18 protein-coding genes and 1 riboswitch are annotated in these 16,985 nt (G+C 68.6%); of the genes, 8 read left to right on the forward strand and 10 right to left on the reverse strand.

Annotation, left to right across the window (positions count from 1 at the left end; genetic code table 11):
- The first annotated feature begins 12 nt into the window (after nt 1-12).
- From dxs to ACLQ7T_RS07350, 7 genes are all read left to right on the forward strand, one after another.
- A complete protein-coding gene (gene dxs / locus ACLQ7T_RS07320) occupies nt 13-1,923 on the forward strand; it encodes a 1-deoxy-D-xylulose-5-phosphate synthase (protein ID WP_420478821.1) in 1,911 nt (636 codons plus the stop codon).
- Between the two features lie 74 nt (nt 1,924-1,997).
- Nucleotides 1,998-2,426: an invasion associated locus B family protein gene (locus ACLQ7T_RS07325; RefSeq protein WP_420478822.1), complete on the forward strand. Its 429-nt coding sequence runs from the start codon at nt 1,998-2,000 to the stop codon at nt 2,424-2,426.
- 211 nt (nt 2,427-2,637) lie between these two features.
- Entirely contained in the window at nt 2,638-3,000 is a 363-nt protein-coding gene (locus ACLQ7T_RS07330; protein WP_420471401.1) for an AtpZ/AtpI family protein, read from the forward strand.
- A 3-nt stretch (nt 3,001-3,003) separates the two neighbouring features.
- Entirely contained in the window at nt 3,004-3,789 is a 786-nt protein-coding gene (locus tag ACLQ7T_RS07335) for a F0F1 ATP synthase subunit A (RefSeq protein ID WP_420471400.1), read from the forward strand.
- 53 nt (nt 3,790-3,842) lie between these two features.
- A complete protein-coding gene (locus ACLQ7T_RS07340) occupies nt 3,843-4,067 on the forward strand; it encodes a F0F1 ATP synthase subunit C (protein WP_029416762.1) in 225 nt (74 codons plus the stop codon).
- A gap of 87 nt (nt 4,068-4,154) precedes the next feature.
- The gene (locus ACLQ7T_RS07345) at nt 4,155-4,712 is read left to right on the forward strand and encodes a F0F1 ATP synthase subunit B family protein (protein ID WP_420478823.1); all 558 of its coding nucleotides are present in this window, start codon (nt 4,155-4,157) and stop codon (nt 4,710-4,712) included.
- Between the two features lies 1 nt (nt 4,713).
- Complete coding sequence (locus tag ACLQ7T_RS07350; RefSeq protein ID WP_420478824.1) at nt 4,714-5,229, forward strand: F0F1 ATP synthase subunit B; 516 nt, start codon at nt 4,714-4,716, stop codon at nt 5,227-5,229.
- A 94-nt stretch (nt 5,230-5,323) separates the two neighbouring features.
- Here the strand turns inward: ACLQ7T_RS07350 and ACLQ7T_RS07355 are convergent, their stop codons facing one another.
- The 10 genes from ACLQ7T_RS07355 to ACLQ7T_RS07400 form a co-directional block, all read right to left on the reverse strand.
- Nucleotides 5,324-5,791: a DUF6789 family protein gene (locus ACLQ7T_RS07355; RefSeq protein WP_420471397.1), complete on the reverse strand. Its 468-nt coding sequence runs from the start codon at nt 5,789-5,791 to the stop codon at nt 5,324-5,326.
- Nucleotides 5,792-5,918: 127 nt separating this feature from the next.
- A complete protein-coding gene (locus tag ACLQ7T_RS07360; protein ID WP_420478825.1) occupies nt 5,919-6,839 on the reverse strand; it encodes an SDR family oxidoreductase in 921 nt (306 codons plus the stop codon).
- Between the two features lie 71 nt (nt 6,840-6,910).
- Nucleotides 6,911-8,479 carry an aminomethyl-transferring glycine dehydrogenase subunit GcvPB gene (gcvPB, locus tag ACLQ7T_RS07365; protein ID WP_420478826.1) on the reverse strand — a complete coding sequence of 523 codons (1,569 nt, stop codon included), beginning with the start codon at nt 8,477-8,479 and terminating at the stop codon, nt 6,911-6,913.
- 14 nt (nt 8,480-8,493) lie between these two features.
- Nucleotides 8,494-9,840 (reverse strand): aminomethyl-transferring glycine dehydrogenase subunit GcvPA, encoded by a 1,347-nt coding sequence (gene gcvPA, locus ACLQ7T_RS07370; RefSeq protein ID WP_420478827.1) that lies wholly within the window; start codon nt 9,838-9,840, stop codon nt 8,494-8,496.
- 64 nt (nt 9,841-9,904) lie between these two features.
- Entirely contained in the window at nt 9,905-10,270 is a 366-nt protein-coding gene (gcvH, locus tag ACLQ7T_RS07375) for a glycine cleavage system protein GcvH (protein ID WP_420478828.1), read from the reverse strand.
- 24 nt (nt 10,271-10,294) lie between these two features.
- Nucleotides 10,295-11,407: a glycine cleavage system aminomethyltransferase GcvT gene (gene gcvT, locus ACLQ7T_RS07380; RefSeq protein ID WP_420478829.1), complete on the reverse strand. Its 1,113-nt coding sequence runs from the start codon at nt 11,405-11,407 to the stop codon at nt 10,295-10,297.
- A 140-nt stretch (nt 11,408-11,547) separates the two neighbouring features.
- Nucleotides 11,548-11,645: riboswitch (glycine riboswitch) on the reverse strand.
- Between the two features lie 114 nt (nt 11,646-11,759).
- On the reverse strand, nt 11,760-12,221 hold the full coding sequence (locus tag ACLQ7T_RS07385; RefSeq protein ID WP_420478830.1) for a peptidase S1: 462 nt from the start codon (nt 12,219-12,221) through the stop codon (nt 11,760-11,762).
- Nucleotides 12,222-12,334: 113 nt separating this feature from the next.
- Nucleotides 12,335-13,342, reverse strand: a complete 1,008-nt coding sequence (locus ACLQ7T_RS07390) for an adenosine deaminase (protein ID WP_420478831.1) — start codon at nt 13,340-13,342, stop codon at nt 12,335-12,337.
- A 28-nt stretch (nt 13,343-13,370) separates the two neighbouring features.
- Complete coding sequence (argS, locus tag ACLQ7T_RS07395) at nt 13,371-15,173, reverse strand: arginine--tRNA ligase (RefSeq protein WP_420478832.1); 1,803 nt, start codon at nt 15,171-15,173, stop codon at nt 13,371-13,373.
- Nucleotides 15,174-15,854: a Tat pathway signal sequence domain protein gene (locus ACLQ7T_RS07400; protein ID WP_420478833.1), complete on the reverse strand. Its 681-nt coding sequence runs from the start codon at nt 15,852-15,854 to the stop codon at nt 15,174-15,176.
- 150 nt (nt 15,855-16,004) lie between these two features.
- Here ACLQ7T_RS07400 and ispH point away from each other — a divergent pair, with 150 nt between their 5' ends.
- Entirely contained in the window at nt 16,005-16,976 is a 972-nt protein-coding gene (ispH, locus tag ACLQ7T_RS07405; protein ID WP_420478834.1) for a 4-hydroxy-3-methylbut-2-enyl diphosphate reductase, read from the forward strand.
- The last annotated feature ends 9 nt before the right edge of the window (nt 16,977-16,985 follow it).

Consider the following 16,985-nt stretch of genomic DNA (forward strand, 5'->3'; position numbering starts at 1 on the left):
ACGAATAGCCGAATGCCCGACACCCCTCTGCTCGATCAGGTCAAATTCCCCGCCGACATGCGGGACTTCGACATCGCCCAGCTGAAGCAGCTGGCGGACGAGGTGCGAACCGAGACCATCGACGCCGTCTCCGTGACCGGCGGCCACCTCGGCGCCGGTCTGGGGGTGGTCGAGCTCAGCGTGGCCCTGCACCACGTCTTCGAGACGCCGAAGGACATCCTGATCTGGGACGTCGGCCACCAGTGCTATCCGCACAAGATCCTGACCGGCCGTCGCGACCGCATCCGCACCCTGCGTCAGGGCGGCGGCCTGTCCGGCTTCACCAAGCGTTCGGAAAGCGAATACGACCCGTTCGGCGCGGCCCACGCCTCGACCTCGATCAGCGCGGCGCTCGGTTTCGCCGCCGCGCGGGACCAGAAGGGCGAGAGCAACCGCGTGGTCGCTGTCATCGGCGACGGCTCCATCTCCGCCGGCATGGCCTATGAGGCCATGAACAACGCGGCCGAGGCGACCAATGGCCAGCTCATGGTGATCCTGAACGACAACGACATGTCGATCGCCCCGCCGGTCGGCGGGATGAGCGCCTATCTGGCCCGTCAGGTCTCGGGCGGCGCCTACCGTCAGGTCCGCAACATCGGCAAGAAATTCGTCGAACACATGCCGCGCCCGTTCAAGGAAGCGGCGCGCAAGGCGGAAGAGTACGCCCGCGGCATGGTCGTCGGCGGGACCTTCTTCGAGGAGCTGGGCTTCTACTATGTCGGTCCCATCGACGGGCACGACATGGACAATCTGGTGCCGATCCTGAAGAACGCGGCGGCCATCACCGACCGCCCGGTGCTGGTTCACGTCGTCACCCAGAAGGGCAAGGGCTACGCCCCGGCCGAGAGCAGCGCGGACAAGCTGCACGCGGTGGTCAAATTCGACGTCGTCTCGGGCAAGCAGTCCAAGCCGGTCTCCAACGCCCCGAGCTACACCAAGGTCTTCGGGACCGAGTTGATCAAGCGGGCCGAGCGCGATCCGTCGATCGTCGCCATCACCGCGGCCATGCCTTCGGGCACCGGCCTGGACCTGTTCGGCGCCGCCTTCCCGACCCGCACCTATGATGTCGGCATCGCCGAGCAGCACGCCGTCACCTTCGCCGCCGGTCTGGCCGCCGACGGGATGAAGCCGGTCTGCGCCATCTATTCGACCTTCCTCCAGCGCGGCTACGACCAGGTCGTCCACGATGTGGCGATCCAGTCCCTGCCGGTCCGCTTCGCCATGGATCGCGCCGGTCTGGTCGGCGCCGACGGCTCGACCCACGCCGGCTCATTCGACATCGGCTTCATGGGCGCGCTTCCCGGCATGGTCCTGATGGCCGCCTCGGACGAGGCGGAACTGGCCGCCATGATCGCCACCAGCCTGGAGATCGACGACCGCCCTTCGGCCTTCCGCTATCCGCGCGGCGACGGCGTCGGCGTCGAGATTCCGGAACTGGCCGCCCCGCTGCAGATCGGCAAGGGCCGGGTGGTGCGCGAGGGTACGACCGTCGCCCTGCTGTCGCTGGGCACCCGCCTGCAGGAAACGCTCAAGGCCTCCGACCTGCTAGCCGCGCGCGGCGTCTCGGCCACCGTCGCCGACGCCCGCTTCGCCAAGCCGCTGGACGAGGATCTGATCCTGCGGCTGGCCCGGGAACACGAGTGCCTGATCACCATCGAGGAAGGCGCCATGGGCGGCTTCGGCGGTTTCGTGCTGCAGATGCTGGCGGAGAAGGGCGCGCTGGATGCGGGGCTGAAGATTCGCACGCTGCACCTGCCCGACGTCTTCCAGGACCAGGACAAGCCCGAGCTCCAGTACGCCCAGGCCGGCCTGAACGCCGACCAGATCGCCGCCGCCGCCCTGCAGGCGCTGGGCGTCGAGGCGACCCGCGCCGTCCGGGCCTGAGGTCGGGCGGACGGCAACCCCTTGCGGGGTCCGGCCGTTCCGGTCCGACGGGTGGGCGGTTCGGAGTTCAGGTCATGAAATTGCTCGCCCCCCTCGTCGTCTTCGCCCTCGCCGCCGGCCCTGCCCTGGCGCAGGAGGCGGTTGAAGCGCCCGCGCCCCAGGTCCAGCCGATCTTCAGGGCGGGGGATGCAGACCTGACCTGCCGCCAGATCGCCGATGAGGCCGCGGCGCTCAGCCAGCAGATGGGCGGGGAGCAGGGCGACGGGGTCTTCAGTTCAGTCCTCGGGGTCGGGCGGGCCGGAGTCGCCATGCTGGTTCCGGGCGCGGGGCTGGCGATCGCCGGGGTGGACGCCATCAACCGGCCGGAACGGGAAGCGCGAGAAGCCCGCGAGGCGGCCGTCGAACAGCGCTGGTACTATCTGAACGGCCTCTACACCGGACTGCGGTGCAATCCGGAAGCCCAGGCGGCCGCGGCCGCGCCCGCGAGCGGCGGCTCGACCTGACCCACGCGGGCGTCTGACCGGCGAATCCGTCCGTCGCGCAGCGACCGTTCGCCACGCCTGTCGGTTGGCGAAACAAATGTGCGGAATTTCAACGGTCTGAGGCAATCCCAAGCCGCCTTGACCTTCGGGGGTCGCGTCTATAGGTTCCGCGCCGAATTCAGACCCCCTCCGGCGTTCGTCAACAGGCGGATCAAGGAGCGCTGAGGCCGCTATGTCCCTGCCACCGGAATCGCGCGAAGAGGCGATCGCTCGTCTCACGAAGAGCGCATCCGATATGGAGGCGCGCAACGCGCCGCCGACCTCTTCGGAGATCGCGGGCATGGCCGTGGCCAATCAGGCCTGGAAGATCGTCGCCGACCTGTTCGGTGGTGTCTTCCTCGGTCTGGCTGTGGGGTTCGGGGCGGACTGGTTCTTCGGAACCCGGCCCTGGGGGATTATCGGCGGTGTCCTTCTGGGCTTCGCCCTGTCGATTTACATGGCGCGTCGCACAGCCAACCGGCTGATGGCGCAGGCAAAAGCAGCCGGGGTGGAGCCCAAGTCCATCCCGTTCGATGACGAAGACGAGGAGCGATAGGCCTTGGCCGATCCGATTCACCAGTTCCAGATCGTTAAGGTCGTCGACCTGCCCGACGTCACCCTTCCGCTTGTCGGCACGGTGGATCTGGCCATCACCAACTCGCACATCGCCATGACCATCGCCTTCGCGCTGGTGGTGCTGTTCCTGGCGCTCGTCACCTCGAACGCCAAGGTCGTTCCGGGCCGCATGCAGGCCGCCGGTGAACAGCTGTTCGGCCTGGTCGACGGGGTGACCAGCTCGATCATCGGCCACGAGGGCCGCAAGTATTTCCCGTTCGTCTTCACCCTGTTCTGCCTGATCCTGGGCATGAACCTGCTGGGGATGTTCCTGACCTTCACCGCCACTTCGCAGCTGGCGGTCACCGGCACCTTCGCCCTGCTGACCATCCTGCTGGTCATCGGCATCGGCTTCGCCAAGCACGGCCTGGGCTTCTTCGCCCTGTTCTGGCCGACCAGCGCGCCGTTCGCCATTCGCCCCGTCGTCGGCCTGATCGAGTTCCTGTCGTTCCTGCTGCGTCCGATCACCCTGGCGCTTCGTCTGTTCGGCAACATGCTGGGCGGCCACATCGCCCTGAAGATCTTCGCGGGCTTCGTCGTGTCGATGGGCGCGCTGGCCGCCGCCGGTGGTCTGGGGCTGCTGGGCCTGCCGGTCGCCGCCCTGTCGATGGGCATGGTGGTCGGCCTGACCGCCCTCGAGTTCCTCGTGGCCTTCCTGCAGGCCTTCGTCTTCGCCGTTCTGGCCAGCATCTATCTCAACGATGTGGTCAACCTGGGCCACGGCCACTAAAAGCCCGCCCAGCCTTTCTTCCAAACCAACCCTGACTGAATAGGACACTCATCATGGAAGCCGAATCCTTCAAGTACTTCGGTATCGGCCTGGCCACCCTGGGCATGCTCGGCGCCGGCATCGGCGTGGGCAACATCTTCGGCCAGTTCCTGGCCGGCGCCCTGCGCAACCCGTCGGCCGCCGCCTCGCAAGTCGGCAACCTGTTCGTCGGCGCCGCCCTGGTCGAAGCCCTGGGCATCCTGGCCTTCGTTCTGGGCATCCTGGCCTGGCTGGGCTGATCCAGCGATCACGCTGAAACGACGGCGTGAGCGGGCTCGAAAGCCCCTCGCGCCGTCGTCGCCTTTTCCAGACCGAACGGACTTCCGATGGCCACCACCCCGACTGACCCCCACGCCGGCGCTCACGCGACGACCGAGGCCGAAGGCCACGGCGGCGGAGGCGGCCTGCCGCAGTTCGAAACCCAGCACTGGTTCGGGCAGATCGCCTACCTGCTGGTCCTGTTCGTCGTCCTCTACCTGCTGATCAGCAAGGTTTTCGCGCCGCGCATCCGCCGCGTGATGGACGAGCGGGCTGAAACCATTTCCGGCGCTGTCGCCACCGCCCGCCAGGTGCAGGCCGAGGCCGCCGATCAGGCTGAAGCCGCCAAGGCTGACGTCGCCCGCGCCCGCGCCGAATCGCGCGCCACCGCCCAAGCGGCCGCCGACCGCATCGCCGCCGAGGCCGCCGCCCGCAAGGCGACCGAGGAAGCCGCCGTCTCGGCTCGTATCGCCGAGGCCGAGGCCGCCATCGCCAAGACCCGCGACGCCGCCATGAAGAATGTCGGCGCCATCGCCAACGACACCGCTTCGGCCATCGTCGAGCGCCTGACCGGCAAGGCCCCCACGGCCGCAGAGGTCGCCGCCGCCGTCAAGGGAGCCGCCTGATATGCCCGCTTTCCTCGAAGGTCACTTCTGGACCCTGTCCAACCCCGAGCTGTGGGTCGGCATCGGCCTGGTCCTGTTCGTCGGCATCCTGATCTGGGCCGGTGTGCCGAAGCTGATCGCCAGCCAACTGGACCTGAAGGCCAACACCATCCAGGCCGAGCTGGACGAGGCCGCCCGCCTGCGCGCCGAAGCCGAGGCCCTGCTGGCCCAGATCCGCGCCGAGAAGGCCGAGGCTGAAGCCCAGGCCGCCGCGATGCTGAAGGCCGCCGAGGACGACGCCCGTCGTCTGGAAGCCGAAGCCAAGGTCAAGCTGGAAGAGTCGATGGCCCGCCGTCAGGCCCTGGCCGAGCGTCGCATCGAACAGGCCGAGGCCCAGGCCACCGCCGAGGTGAAGGCCGCCGCCGCCGATCTGGCCGCCAAGGCCGCCGAGGACATCCTGACGGCGCGCGCCGCCTCGCAAAAGAGCGATCCGCTCCTCGACGCCGCCATCGCCCAGCTGGGCACGCGGCTGAACTAAGAGGCGCGAACGCACGCCGCGCAGCGGCTCGCTGCTTGAGCGCCGCCCACAAGAATGGCCCCGCTGGTGCGAACCGGCGGGGCTTTTTTCTGGCTCAGTGGGCCGGGGCCGCGCCGACCGGATGGGCCAGCCTCTTCTCGCGGCGCACCAGCCGCCCGTAGACGTTGCCCAGCACGATGCCGAAGACGGCGTGGCTGGCGATCATCCAGGCCAAGGTGCCGAAGCCGGCCCGCATGAAGAACATGCCGGCGTTCATCATCGGGGCCAGGAAGAGGCCCATCAGGATGAAGGCCCCTACGGCGAACAGGATGCCCTTCGATTCAGGCGTGTCCGTGGGCAGCCTCGGGCACAGGATGCCGAACAGCGGCCCCAGCACCAGCGTCCCCGCGGCGACGTGTGCGATCCAGCCGACCGCCGGGATGTCCCTGGCGCCGAACATGAAGGACAGAAGCTGCGGGAAACTGACCGCCCAATGGCCGACGGTCATATTGATGGCCTCAAGGATCGAGACCACGACAGTGGCCGCGAAACCGGCGACCAGACCCTTTTGTACGCGTGACATCATGACCAGCAGCGCCTCCCAACGCTTGTTTCGGTTCTTGATTACGCAAGGGTCAGCATACGCCTCTCCCGGAGAGCGGCGTTCACTTTGACGTGCTTCGCAGGTGCGGCGCCCGAAAGGGAGAGGCTCAGCCGAACGTGACGCCGGTCAGGCGTTCCGACTCCGCCCAGAGTCGGGCGGCGATATCCGTGTCCCGCGCCTGGCGGGCGACTCTCGCCGGGCCCGGCGGTCCCTTCATGTCGCTGAAGCCTTGCGGACCGTAGTAGCCGCCCGGGGTGACCACGGGCGCCGTCGCGGCCATGAGAACCGGAAGGGCGCCGTCGGCGGCCGAGTGGCTGGCGAAGCGCTCCAGCAGCCGGGTCGCCGCCCCGAACAGGCTGCCGCCGCCCTGCGCCGGCCCGTTGGCGATCAGATCCGTGCGGGCGAAACCCGGGTGCGCCGCAACGCTGGTCAGGCCCCAGCCGTGCGCATCGCTGCGTCGCTGCAGCTCGATGGCGAACATCAGCATGGCCAGCTTGGACTGCTGATAGACCGGCCAGGCGCGGTAGCCCTGCTGAGAGTTCAGGTCGTCCAGCCGGATGCGTCCGCCCTTGTGAGCGATGCTCGCCAGCTGGACGACGCGCGCCTTCCCGGCGGTCAGCAGGGGCAGAAGGCGGGCCGTCAGGGCGAAGTGGGACAGGTAGTTGGTCCCGAACTGCATCTCGTGTCCGTCCGCCGTGGTCCGCCGCTTCGGCGGCGCCATGACGCCCGCGTTGTTGATCAGGATGTCGATGGGACGGCCGTCTGTGCGCATCCGATCCGAAAAGACGGCGACGTCCGCGAGGCTGGCCAGATCGACCTGTTCGAAACGCGGACGGGCGTCCGGGAAGGCGCTGCGAATGCGGGCGACGGCGTCGGCGCCCTTGGCCGGGTTGCGGCCCGCCAGCACCACCTCGGCGCCCTTGCCCGCCAACGCCAGCGCCGTCTCGATCCCCAGGCCGCCGGTCGCGCCTGTAACCACGGCCAGCCTGCCGGTGAGATCGGGAATGTCGTCAGTAGTCCAGGGCATGGGGCACACCTAGTGCGTCGTCCCGTCGGCGTCAGCCCCTTCCCCCGGCGGGGAAGGGGCGACACAGGGTATCAGGCCGCCTGGTTCGAGCCTTCCGGGGCGGTCCAGCGCAGCACAGGCGAACGGGCGGCGCGGGTCTCGTCCAGACGACGCAGCGGCGCGTGGAAGGGCGCGCCCTTGAAGCGGTCGACGTCGCCGGCCTTGGCGGCTTCCGCCAGCAGGCGCATGGCCTCGATGAAGCGGTCCAGCTCGGCCCTGGACTCGGTTTCCGTCGGCTCGATCAGCATGGCCCCGTGGACGACCAGCGGGAAATACATGGTCATCGGGTGGAAGCCCTCGTCGATCATCGCCTTGGCGAAGTCGAGCGTGGTGATGTCCGTGCCCTTCAGCCATTCGTCGTCGAACAGGGCCTCGTGCATGCAGGGGCCGTCCGGGAAGGCCGGGCTCATCAGGTCCGACAGGCGGGCCTTGATGTAGTTGGCGTTCAGGACAGCGTCCTCAGCTACTTGGCGAAGCCCATCAGAGCCGTGGCTCATCATGTACGACAGGGCGCGGACATACATGCCCATCTGCCCCTGGAAGGCGCACAGGCGGCCGAAGGCCTGGGCGGCCTCGTCTTCCTCACGCTCGACCAGACGATAGCCGTTGTCGTCGTGCACCACCCACGGGGCCGGGGCGAAGGCGGCCAGCGCCTCCGACAGCACCACCGGACCGGCGCCGGGGCCGCCGCCGCCGTGCGGCGTCGAGAAGGTCTTGTGCAGGTTGATGTGCATGGCGTCGACGCCCAGGTCGCCCGGGCGCACCCGGCCGACGATGGCGTTGAAGTTGGCGCCGTCGCAGTAGAAGTAGGCCCCCGCCTCATGCGTCAGGCGGCTGATCTCGAGGATGTCGCGCTCGAACAGGCCGCAGGTGTTGGGGTTGGTCACCATGATGGCGGCGACGTCGTCGCCCAGCTTGGCGGCCAGGTCGGCCACGTCCACGCGGCCGTCTTCGGTCTGGGCCACTTCCACGACCGAATAGCCGACGAAGGCGGCGGTGGCCGGGTTGGTGCCGTGGGCCGAGGTCGGCACCAGCACCTTGCGGCGCTTCTCATGCTGGCCCGAGGCCTCGTGCGCGGCGCGGATGGCCATCAGGCCGCACAGCTCGCCGTGGGCGCCGGCCTTGGGCGACAGGGCGACGGCGGGCATGCCGGTCAGGGTCTTCAGCCAGTGGGCCAGGGTGTCCATCAGCTCCAGCGCGCCCTGAACGGTCGACATGGGCTGCAGGGGGTGGATGTCCGAGAAGCCCGGCAGGCGGGCCATCTTCTCGTTCAGGCGCGGGTTGTGCTTCATCGTGCACGAGCCCAGCGGATAGATGGCCAGGTCGATGGCGTGGTTCTTCTGCGACAGGCGCACATAGTGGCGCATGGCTTCCGGCTCCGACAGGCCCGGCAGGCCGATCGGGTCCTTGCGAACCAGATCGCCCAGATCAGAGGCCGAACCCCTGGGCTCCGGCAGGTCGACGCCGGTCTTGCCCCAGCCTTCGCCCTCGAAGATCAGCGGTTCGTTCTGCAGCAGGCCGCGGCCGCCGGTCAGGGTGGCGGGCTTCGTCGTGACTTCGTTCGGCGTGGTCGGGCGGCCGACGGTGTTCATGGTGCTCATCGTCTTGTCTCCGCTCAGGCCGCCAGAACCTTGCCGAGCGCCTTGGCCAGCAGGGTGATGTCGGTATCCAGGGTGGTCTCGGTCGCGGCGACCAGCAGGACGTCGTCCATGCCGGCGTCGGGCGCCAGTCGGCTGTAGGGCACGCCGGCCAGGATGTGATGACCGGCCAGGGTGTCGACCACCTCGGCGGCCGGCTTCGGCAGCCGGATCGCGAACTCGTTGAAGAAGCGCGGGGTCAGGACCTCGACGCCGGGGATGGCGGCCAGCGCATCGCGCGTCGCCACCGCCTTCTCGTGGTTCAGCAGGGCCAGCTTCCGCAGCCCCGTCTCGCCCAGCAGGCTCATGTGGATGGTGAAGGCCAGGGTGCACAGGCCCGAGTTGGTGCAGATGTTCGACGTCGCCTTGTCGCGGCGGATGTGCTGCTCGCGGGTCGACAGGGTCAGGACGAAGCCACGCTCGCCGTCGGCGTCCACGGTCTCGCCGGTCAGGCGGCCGGGCATCTGGCGGATCAGCTTCTCGCGCGTGGCGAACAGGCCGACGTAGGGGCCGCCGAAATTCAGGGCGTTGCCGATCGACTGGCCCTCGGCCGCGACGATGTCGGCGCCCATCTCGCCGGGCGACTTCAGCAGGCCCATCGACACGGCTTCCGTCACCACGACGATCAGCAGGGCGCCGGCGGCGTGGGCGGCCTCGGCGATCTTCGTCACGTCCGTGGCGGTGCCGAAGACGTTCGGGGTCTGGACGACGACGCAGGCGGTGTCCGGGCCGATCTGGTCGATCACGGCGGCCTCGGCATCGACGGCGGCGGGCAGGGCCTGGGTCTCGACGCCGACGGCGTGGACCACGGTCTCGGTGGCGCGGACGTAGTGGGGGTGAACGCCGCCCGAGATGACCGCCTTGTTCCGGCGGGTCACGCGGGTCGCCATCAGCACGCCCTCGGCCATGGCGGTCGAGCCGTCATAGAGCGAGGCGTTGGCCACCGGCATGCCGGTCAGGTTCGCGACCTGGGTCTGGAACTCGTACAGGTACTGCAGCGTGCCCTGGGCGATTTCCGGCTGGTAGGGGGTGTAGCTGGTCAGGAATTCCGACCGCTGGATGATGTGGTCGACGGTGGCCGGGACGTGGTGTTTGTAGGCGCCCGCGCCGCAGAAGAAGGGCACCGATCCGGCCGCGGCGTTCTTCGCCGCCATGGCGCCGAGCGCGCGCTCGACCTCCAGTTCGCCCGCGACACGCGGCAGGTCGACGAAACCGTCGCGCCGGGCCGGCTGCGGCACATCGACGAACAGGTCGTCGACGGATTTTGCGCCGATCGCCGCCAGCATGGCGGAGCGATCGTCGGGCGTCAGGGGGAGGTAACGCATGGTCGTGTCCTGGGCCATGAAAGGCCGAAGACCCGCCGACATGCGCCGACGGGTCCGATGGGTCCTAGAGGGTGGCGAGGAAGGCGTCGTAGGCGGCCTGGTCCATCAGGGCGTCCAGCTGCGAGGCGTCCGAGATGCGGATCTTCGCGAACCAGCCTTCGCCTTCCGGGTCGGCGTTGACGGTTTCCGGCGCCGAGGCGAGGGCGGCGTTGCCCTCGACGACTTCGCCCGACACCGGGGCGTAAACGTCCGAGGCGGCCTTGACCGACTCGACGACGGCGAAGCTGTCGCCCTGGCTGACGGTCTTGCCGGCTTCCGGGGTCTCGACGAACACCACGTCGCCCAGGGCGTCGGCGGCGTGCTTGGAGATGCCGACGGTGGCGATGTCACCGTCCAGGCTGACCCACTCGTGATCCTTGGTGAATTTCATGACTGATCCCTCTCAGGCCCCAAATCAGGCTTTCGGTTTGCGGTAGTAGCGTTGCGCCACGAACGGCATGGCGATGACTTCGGCGGCGGCGGCCTTGCCCCGGACGATGACCTTCAGGTCCGTGCCCAGTTCAGCGAAGGCCGGGGGCACGTAGCCCATGGCGATGTTGCGCCCCAGGGTCGGCGACGGGCCGCCCGAGGTGACCTTGCCGATGACGTTCCCGTCGGCGTCGGCGATCTCGGCGCCTTCGCGGGCCGGGGCGCCTTCCTTGACGCTCAGGCCCACGCGGACCCGGCTCGGGCCCTCGGCCAGCTCCTTCAGGACGCGCTCGGCGCCGGCGAAGTCGGCGCGCTCCTTGCGCGACTTCGACAGGGCAAACGTAAGCGCGCCTTCCACCGGGCTGGTGGTCGGGTCGATGTCGTGGCCGTGCAGCGGCAGGCCGGCTTCCAGACGCAGGCTGTCGCGGGCGCCCAGGCCGATCGGCTTCACGCGGGCGTCTTCCAGCAGCAGGGTCCAGATGCGCTCGGCGTCGGCGGCCGGAACCGAAATCTCGTAGCCGTCTTCGCCCGTGTAGCCCGAGCGCGAGACGTAGCAGTCCACGCCGAAGATCATCACCCGGGCGCAGTCCATGAAGCCGAAGTCGCCGAACAGCGGGTCATGGGCGGTCATCACCTCGGCGGCCTCGGGGCCCTGGATGGCGATCAGGGCGCGGTCCAGCACGGTCAGCTTGGCGTCGCCCTGGAGATTGGCCTCCCAGAAGGCGAAGTCCTCGTCCTTGTTGCCGGCGTTGACGACGACGAACAGGCCGTCGTGGTCCGGCTTGCCGGCCATCAGGTCGTCGATGATGCCGCCGGTCTCGTTCAGCAGCAGGGAATACTTCTGCTTGCCGGCCTTCAGGATCGCATAGTCGCCGGGCACGAAGCGCTCGAACTGGGCGATGGCGTCCTCGCCGGTGATCTTGCACTGGCCCATGTGGGAGACGTCGAACAGGCCGGCGTGCTCACGGGTCCAGCGGTGCTCCGCCAGGACGCCCTCATACTGGACCGGCATGTCATAGCCGCCGAAGCCGACCATGCGCGCTCCAAGGGCACGATGCGCGGCGTTCAGGGGGGTGGTCTTCAGGGCTTGGTCGCTCATGGTCCAGACTCTCGCGGTCGCGTGTTGAAGCGGAAAGCTCCGCCGTCCTCGCGCCCCCGCTGTCCTGAAGCCTGAGAGATTCCGGCGGCGTCGGCCACCTTGCTCCGTCGGCGCGCCTCTCGGCGGCTTTCCAGCGTCCGTGCGCCTTCGCGGTCCTTTTGCCTGAGCGTTTCCGGGGCGGTTGCGCCTTCGGCTCCGGGGCCTTTTCAGGGGCTCCGATCTCTCCCGCGAGAGCGAGCGGACCTAGGCCCCGACTCCGCCGCGAAGTCAAGCAGGGCCGCTGTTTCCGGCGATACGAAAAAAGCCCCCGACCGCGAGGCCGGAGGCTTTCGTTCCAGACCGGATCGCCGGCTTACGGCGTTTCGGTGATCAGCAGGGTCGCCGAGGCGGTGCCGCCGCCGAAGGTGCCGACCCAGATGTCGTAGGTGCCGCTTTGCGGGCGGTTGAAGCGGACCTGGGCGTCGCCGTCGCCGAAGCTGTCGTCATCGCAGTACCAGCGGCCGTCGGGGCCGTTGATGATCAGGGTCGTGTCCGAGCTGGACACGGTGCGGAAGACGAGCGGCAGGCTGCCGGCCGAATAGGTCACCTCGAAGTCCGGCGCGGCGCTGATGTTGCCGACGCAGGAGCCCGGCAGGCGCGAGCCGTCGATGCTGCCGCCGGCCGTGAGCTGCACGCGATAGGGATCCGGCGTGAAGCCCGCCGACAGGCGGATCTCGCCGAAGTTGGCGGTCAGGCTGGCGTCCTGCGCGAAGGCAGGCGCGGCGGTGGCGGTCAGCGCTGCGGCGAGCGCCAGCGCCGAAAGGCGTTTGATCATGGAAGTCCCCTCATGGATGCGGCCTTCCGGCCGCGCATTCCCCGGTGTGTCCGGTATCGAACACATGGCCAATGTTATCTGAACTCGTGATGAACGGCAAAGCTGTCAGGGGTTCACGCCGCCGCGTAGGCCTTCACTTCGGCGATCCGTTCGGCCTTCTCGCCCTCATCCAGGAAGCTGCCCTCGAAGCTGTTGATGGCCATCTGCGTCACCTGCTCGCGGGTCAGGCCGACCGCCTCGGCCAGCCGGGCGTAGTTGGCGTTCACATAGCCGCCGAAATAGGCCGGGTCGTCCGAGTTCAGGGTGACGTGCAGGCCCCGGCGCAGCATCTCCGGGACCGGGTGGTCCTTCAGGTCCTTCACCACGCAGAGCTTGAGGTTCGACAGGGGGCAGACGGTCAGGGTCATCTGCTCCTTCGCCAGACGCTGGATCAGGCTCTCGTCCTCCATCGAGCGGTTGCCGTGGTCCATCCGGTCGATGTGCAGCAGGTCCAGCGCCTCATGCACATAGGCGGGCGGGCCTTCCTCGCCGGCGTGGGCGCACAGCTTCAGGCCCAGCCCGCGGGCGGCGGCGAAGACACGCTGGAATTTGGACGGCGGATGCCCGACCTCGGACGAGTCCAGCCCGACCCCGATGAAGTGATGCAGATAGGGCCTGGCCATCTCCAGGGTGGCGAAGGCTTCCTCCTCCGTCAGGTGACGCAGGAAAGACAGGATCAGGCCGGAGGTGACGCCCAGCTCCGCCTTCGCCAGGTCCATGCCCGCGATCAGGCCCTCGACCACGACGCCGAACTCGACGCCCCGGTCGGTGTGGGTCTGGGGATCGAAGAAAATCTCGGCGTGGCGCACATTGTCGGCGGCCGCCCGCCGGAAATAGGCGAAGGCGAGATCCTCGAAATCCTGCCGCGTCAGCAGGACGTTGGCCCCGGCGTAATAGATGTCGAGGAAGTCCTGCAGGTTCGAGAAGTCATAGGCCGCGCGAACGGCCTCGACGCTGTCGAACGGGATCGAGACGCCGTTGCGCTGCGCCAGCTCGAACATCAGTTCGGGCTCCAGCGAGCCCTCGATGTGCAGGTGCAGTTCGGCCTTGGGCAGGCCGGCGATGTAGGCGTCGAGCGACATGGGCTTCTCCTTGCCGGAGAAGCTTAGCCTACATCCGCTCCGGCGTGTCGATTCCCAGCAGGTTCAGGGCGATCACCAGCTGGTCCAGCGCCGCTTTCGACAGCGCCAGACGCGAGGCCTTGGTCGCCTCGTCCGGCGCGATCAGCACCGGACAGGCCGCGTAGAATTTCGAGAACGACTGGGCCAGCCGGTAGGCGTGCTCGGCCACGACGTGCGGCATCCGCTTGTCATAGGCCTCGACCGTCGCCTGAGAGAAGGCGTCCAGCGTCAGGGCCAGATCACGCTCCGCCGGTTCGCCGATGATGATGGCACCGGGCGCCAGGCCCTGGTCCGCCGCCTTGCGCAGCAGCGAGCGGATTCGGACGGCCTGATAGAGCAGATAGGGACCGGTCTTGCCTTCAAAGCTCATGAAGCGGTCGAGGTCGAACACGTAGCTGGTGGTCCGCGCGTTCGACAGGTCCGAGAATTTCAGGGCCGCGATGGCCACCTTGTGCGCGATGGCCTCGAATTCATCCGGCGACAGGTCGTCGCCCAGTTTCGCTTCCTTCAGACGCTCGCGCGCCTTCTCGGTCGCCTGATCAATCAGGTCGCGCAGTTTCAGGACGCCGCCCGCGCGGGTCTTGAAGGGCTTGCCGTCCTGACCGTTCATGGTGCCGAAGCCCAGGTGCTCCAGCGACTTCTCGGCGGCGTAGCCGGCCAGATAGGCGGCCCGGAACACCTGTTCGAAATGCTCGGCCTGACGCTCGTCGACGACATACAGGGCCAGGTCCGGGCCGATGGCCTTCTTGCGGTCGAGGATCGTCGCCAGGTCGGTCGTGCCGTACATGGCCGACCCTTCCGAGCTGATCACCAGCAGGGGCGGAGGCGAGGGGGCCTCGATCACCGAGCCGTCGGCCAGCTTCTTTTTCCGAGTCTCGCCGGGGCGGGCGACGTGCACCACCTGGGCGCCGTCGTCGGGGACCAGCAGGCCGGTCGCCTTCAGATGCTCCAGCATCTCGGGCATCAGCGGATCGGCGTCGCTCTCGCCGTTCCACAGATCGAAATCGACCGACAGGTCGCCGTACTCGCGCTTCAGCGCCTCGCGGCTGACGGCCACGAAATGCCGCCACAGGGCGCGATAGCCGGGGCGGCCGTTCTGCAGCTCCGCCGTCGCCTTGCGCGCGCGGTCGCGGAAGGCGGGGTCTTCCTTGGCCTTGCCGGCGGCGAGCGGATACAGCCGATCCAGATCGGCGAGGGTTACGGGACTCTCGGCCGGGAAGGGACCGTCGCCCTCGGCCATGAAGGCGTCCGCCAGGCCTTCATCACCGCAGGCGGTGATCAGCAGGCCCATCTGGAAGCCCCAGTCGCCGAAGTGGGCGTCGCCGGTGACCTCATCGCCGCGGAAGCGGAACAGGCGTTTCAGGCTCTCGCCGATGATGGCGCTGCGCAGGTGACCGACATGCATCGGCTTGGCCACGTTGGGACCGCCGTAGTCGATCACCACCTTGCGCGGCTCGGCCACGACGGCGGCGCCCGCACGTTCGGCGTCGGCGGCGACGCCTTCGGCGCGCTTCGCCAGCGCGGCGTCGGCGATCTTCAGATTGATGAAGCCGGGGCCGGCGATCTCGATCGAAGCCAGACGCGGGTCGCCTTCCAGTCGCGCCGCGACCTTGGCGGCCAGCTCGCGCGGATTGGCCTTCAGCGCCTTGGCGGCGGCAAGGGCGCCGTTCGACTGGAAATCAGCCAGATCGGGCCGGTCGGAGGGGGTGACGCGCGCAAGGGCCGCGTCCACGCCTTCGGCGGCGAAGGCGGCCCCGACCGCTTCGCCCAGTTCCGTCTTGAGATCGGTCATTTACTGGGCCGGGGCTTCGGTCGGTTCGGAGGTGCCGGCCGTGATGCGGAACCGGCTGCCCGAGCGGTTGAACTCGGCCATCTCGGGCGTGATGTCGAAGCCGACCAGGATCTCGAAATGGTCGCCGCTGGTCGTGGCCGCGGCGCGCGGAATCACGATGGTGTTGTCCTGGGTCACGGTCGTGGTGTTGGCCCCGGCCTCGAAGCTGACGGGCAGGTCGAAATAGACCTTGTCCAGCACGGCGGCGTTCCGCTCGGTCACGGCGATCCAGTACCGATAGGTGCGGCCCTGGCCGTCGGCCTGGGGGCCACGCCCCAGGTTGAACAGGACGCGGGTCTCGACGGTGATCGGGGAGTCGCCCTCATAGGCGCAGTCCGAGACCAGACCCTCGATCTCGCCGGTGTAGCCGACATTGGCCGCGGCGACCCGATCGCCCGTCATTTCGACATAGCGGGCGGCGTCATAGAGAATCTTCACATAGGGGCAGGGGCCCGCAGCGGTGCGGCGACGCAGGGGGGCGATGCGGGCGCGGCGGGCGCCGGTGCGCTGTTCTCCGGCCTCCGGACGGTCCTGCTGGGCGCCGCCCGGTCGCGACGACTGGGCGACCGCGACGGGCGCGACGCTCGACAGGGTGGCGGCGACAAGAGCCGAGGCGAGGGAAACCTTCAGGACGCGACGCATCAAATGCTCTTCCAGATCAAGAGGAGGCGGCGACAGCCCGACGCCGTTCGCACGCTTGCCGCTGATAGCGGCTAAACAGAGGCGCGGCAAACCCGTCGATCACGGAAACGGCGGTGGCGGCGCGCGGCCCGAGCGACTAGGTTCCCGCCCATGACCGTGCACCAGCCGATCCGACCGGCCGAAAAGCGTCCCCTGACCGTCCGCCTGGCCACGCCGCGAGGCTTCTGCGCGGGCGTGGATCGCGCCATCCAGATCGTCGAACGCGCCATCGAGAAGTACGGCGCGCCGGTCTATGTGCGGCACGAGATCGTGCACAACCGGCATGTGGTTGAGCGGCTGCGCGAGATGGGCGCGGTCTTCGTCAAGGAACTGGACGACTGCCCGGATGACCGGCCGGTGGTCTTTTCCGCCCACGGGGTGCCCAAGTCCGTGCCTGAAGCCGCCCGGTCGCGGGAGATGCTGTATCTCGACGCCACCTGCCCGCTGGTGTCCAAGGTCCATGTCGAGGCCGAGCGCCACCACGCCGCCGGGCGCCACATCATCCTGATCGGCCACGCGGGCCACCCCGAGGTCGTCGGCACCATGGGCCAGCTTCCGGCCGGCGCGATCAGCCTGGTCGAGACGGTCGACGACGCCGAGGCGTTCGAACGTCCCGGCGACGCTCCCCTGGCCTATGCCACCCAGACCACCCTGTCCGTGGACGACACCGCCGAGATCCTGGCCGCGCTCAAGCGCCGCTTCCCCGAGCTGCCCGATCCGCACAAGGAAGACATCTGCTACGCCACCACCAACCGACAGGAAGCGGTGAAGCGGCTGGGCGAGGGCTGCGACCTCGTGCTGGTGGTCGGGTCGAGAAATTCGTCCAACTCGGTCAGGCTGGTCGAGGTGGCGATAAAGGCCGGAGCCCGGGACGCCCGGCTGGTGGATGACGCCAGCCACGTGGACTGGAGCTGGCTGGACGGAGTTTCGACCCTCGGCATCACCGCCGGGGCCTCGGCGCCGGAGCGCCTGATCGAGGACCTGGTCCAGGCTGTCCGTGACCGCTTCGACGCGGATGTGGTCGAGGACGACGGCGCCCGCGAGACCGTGACCTTCAAGCTGCCGCGTGTGCTGACGACCTGAGCTGACTGT

It is taken from the genome of Brevundimonas sediminis, from assembly GCF_048799765.1.
Lineage (GTDB): Bacteria > Pseudomonadota > Alphaproteobacteria > Caulobacterales > Caulobacteraceae > Brevundimonas.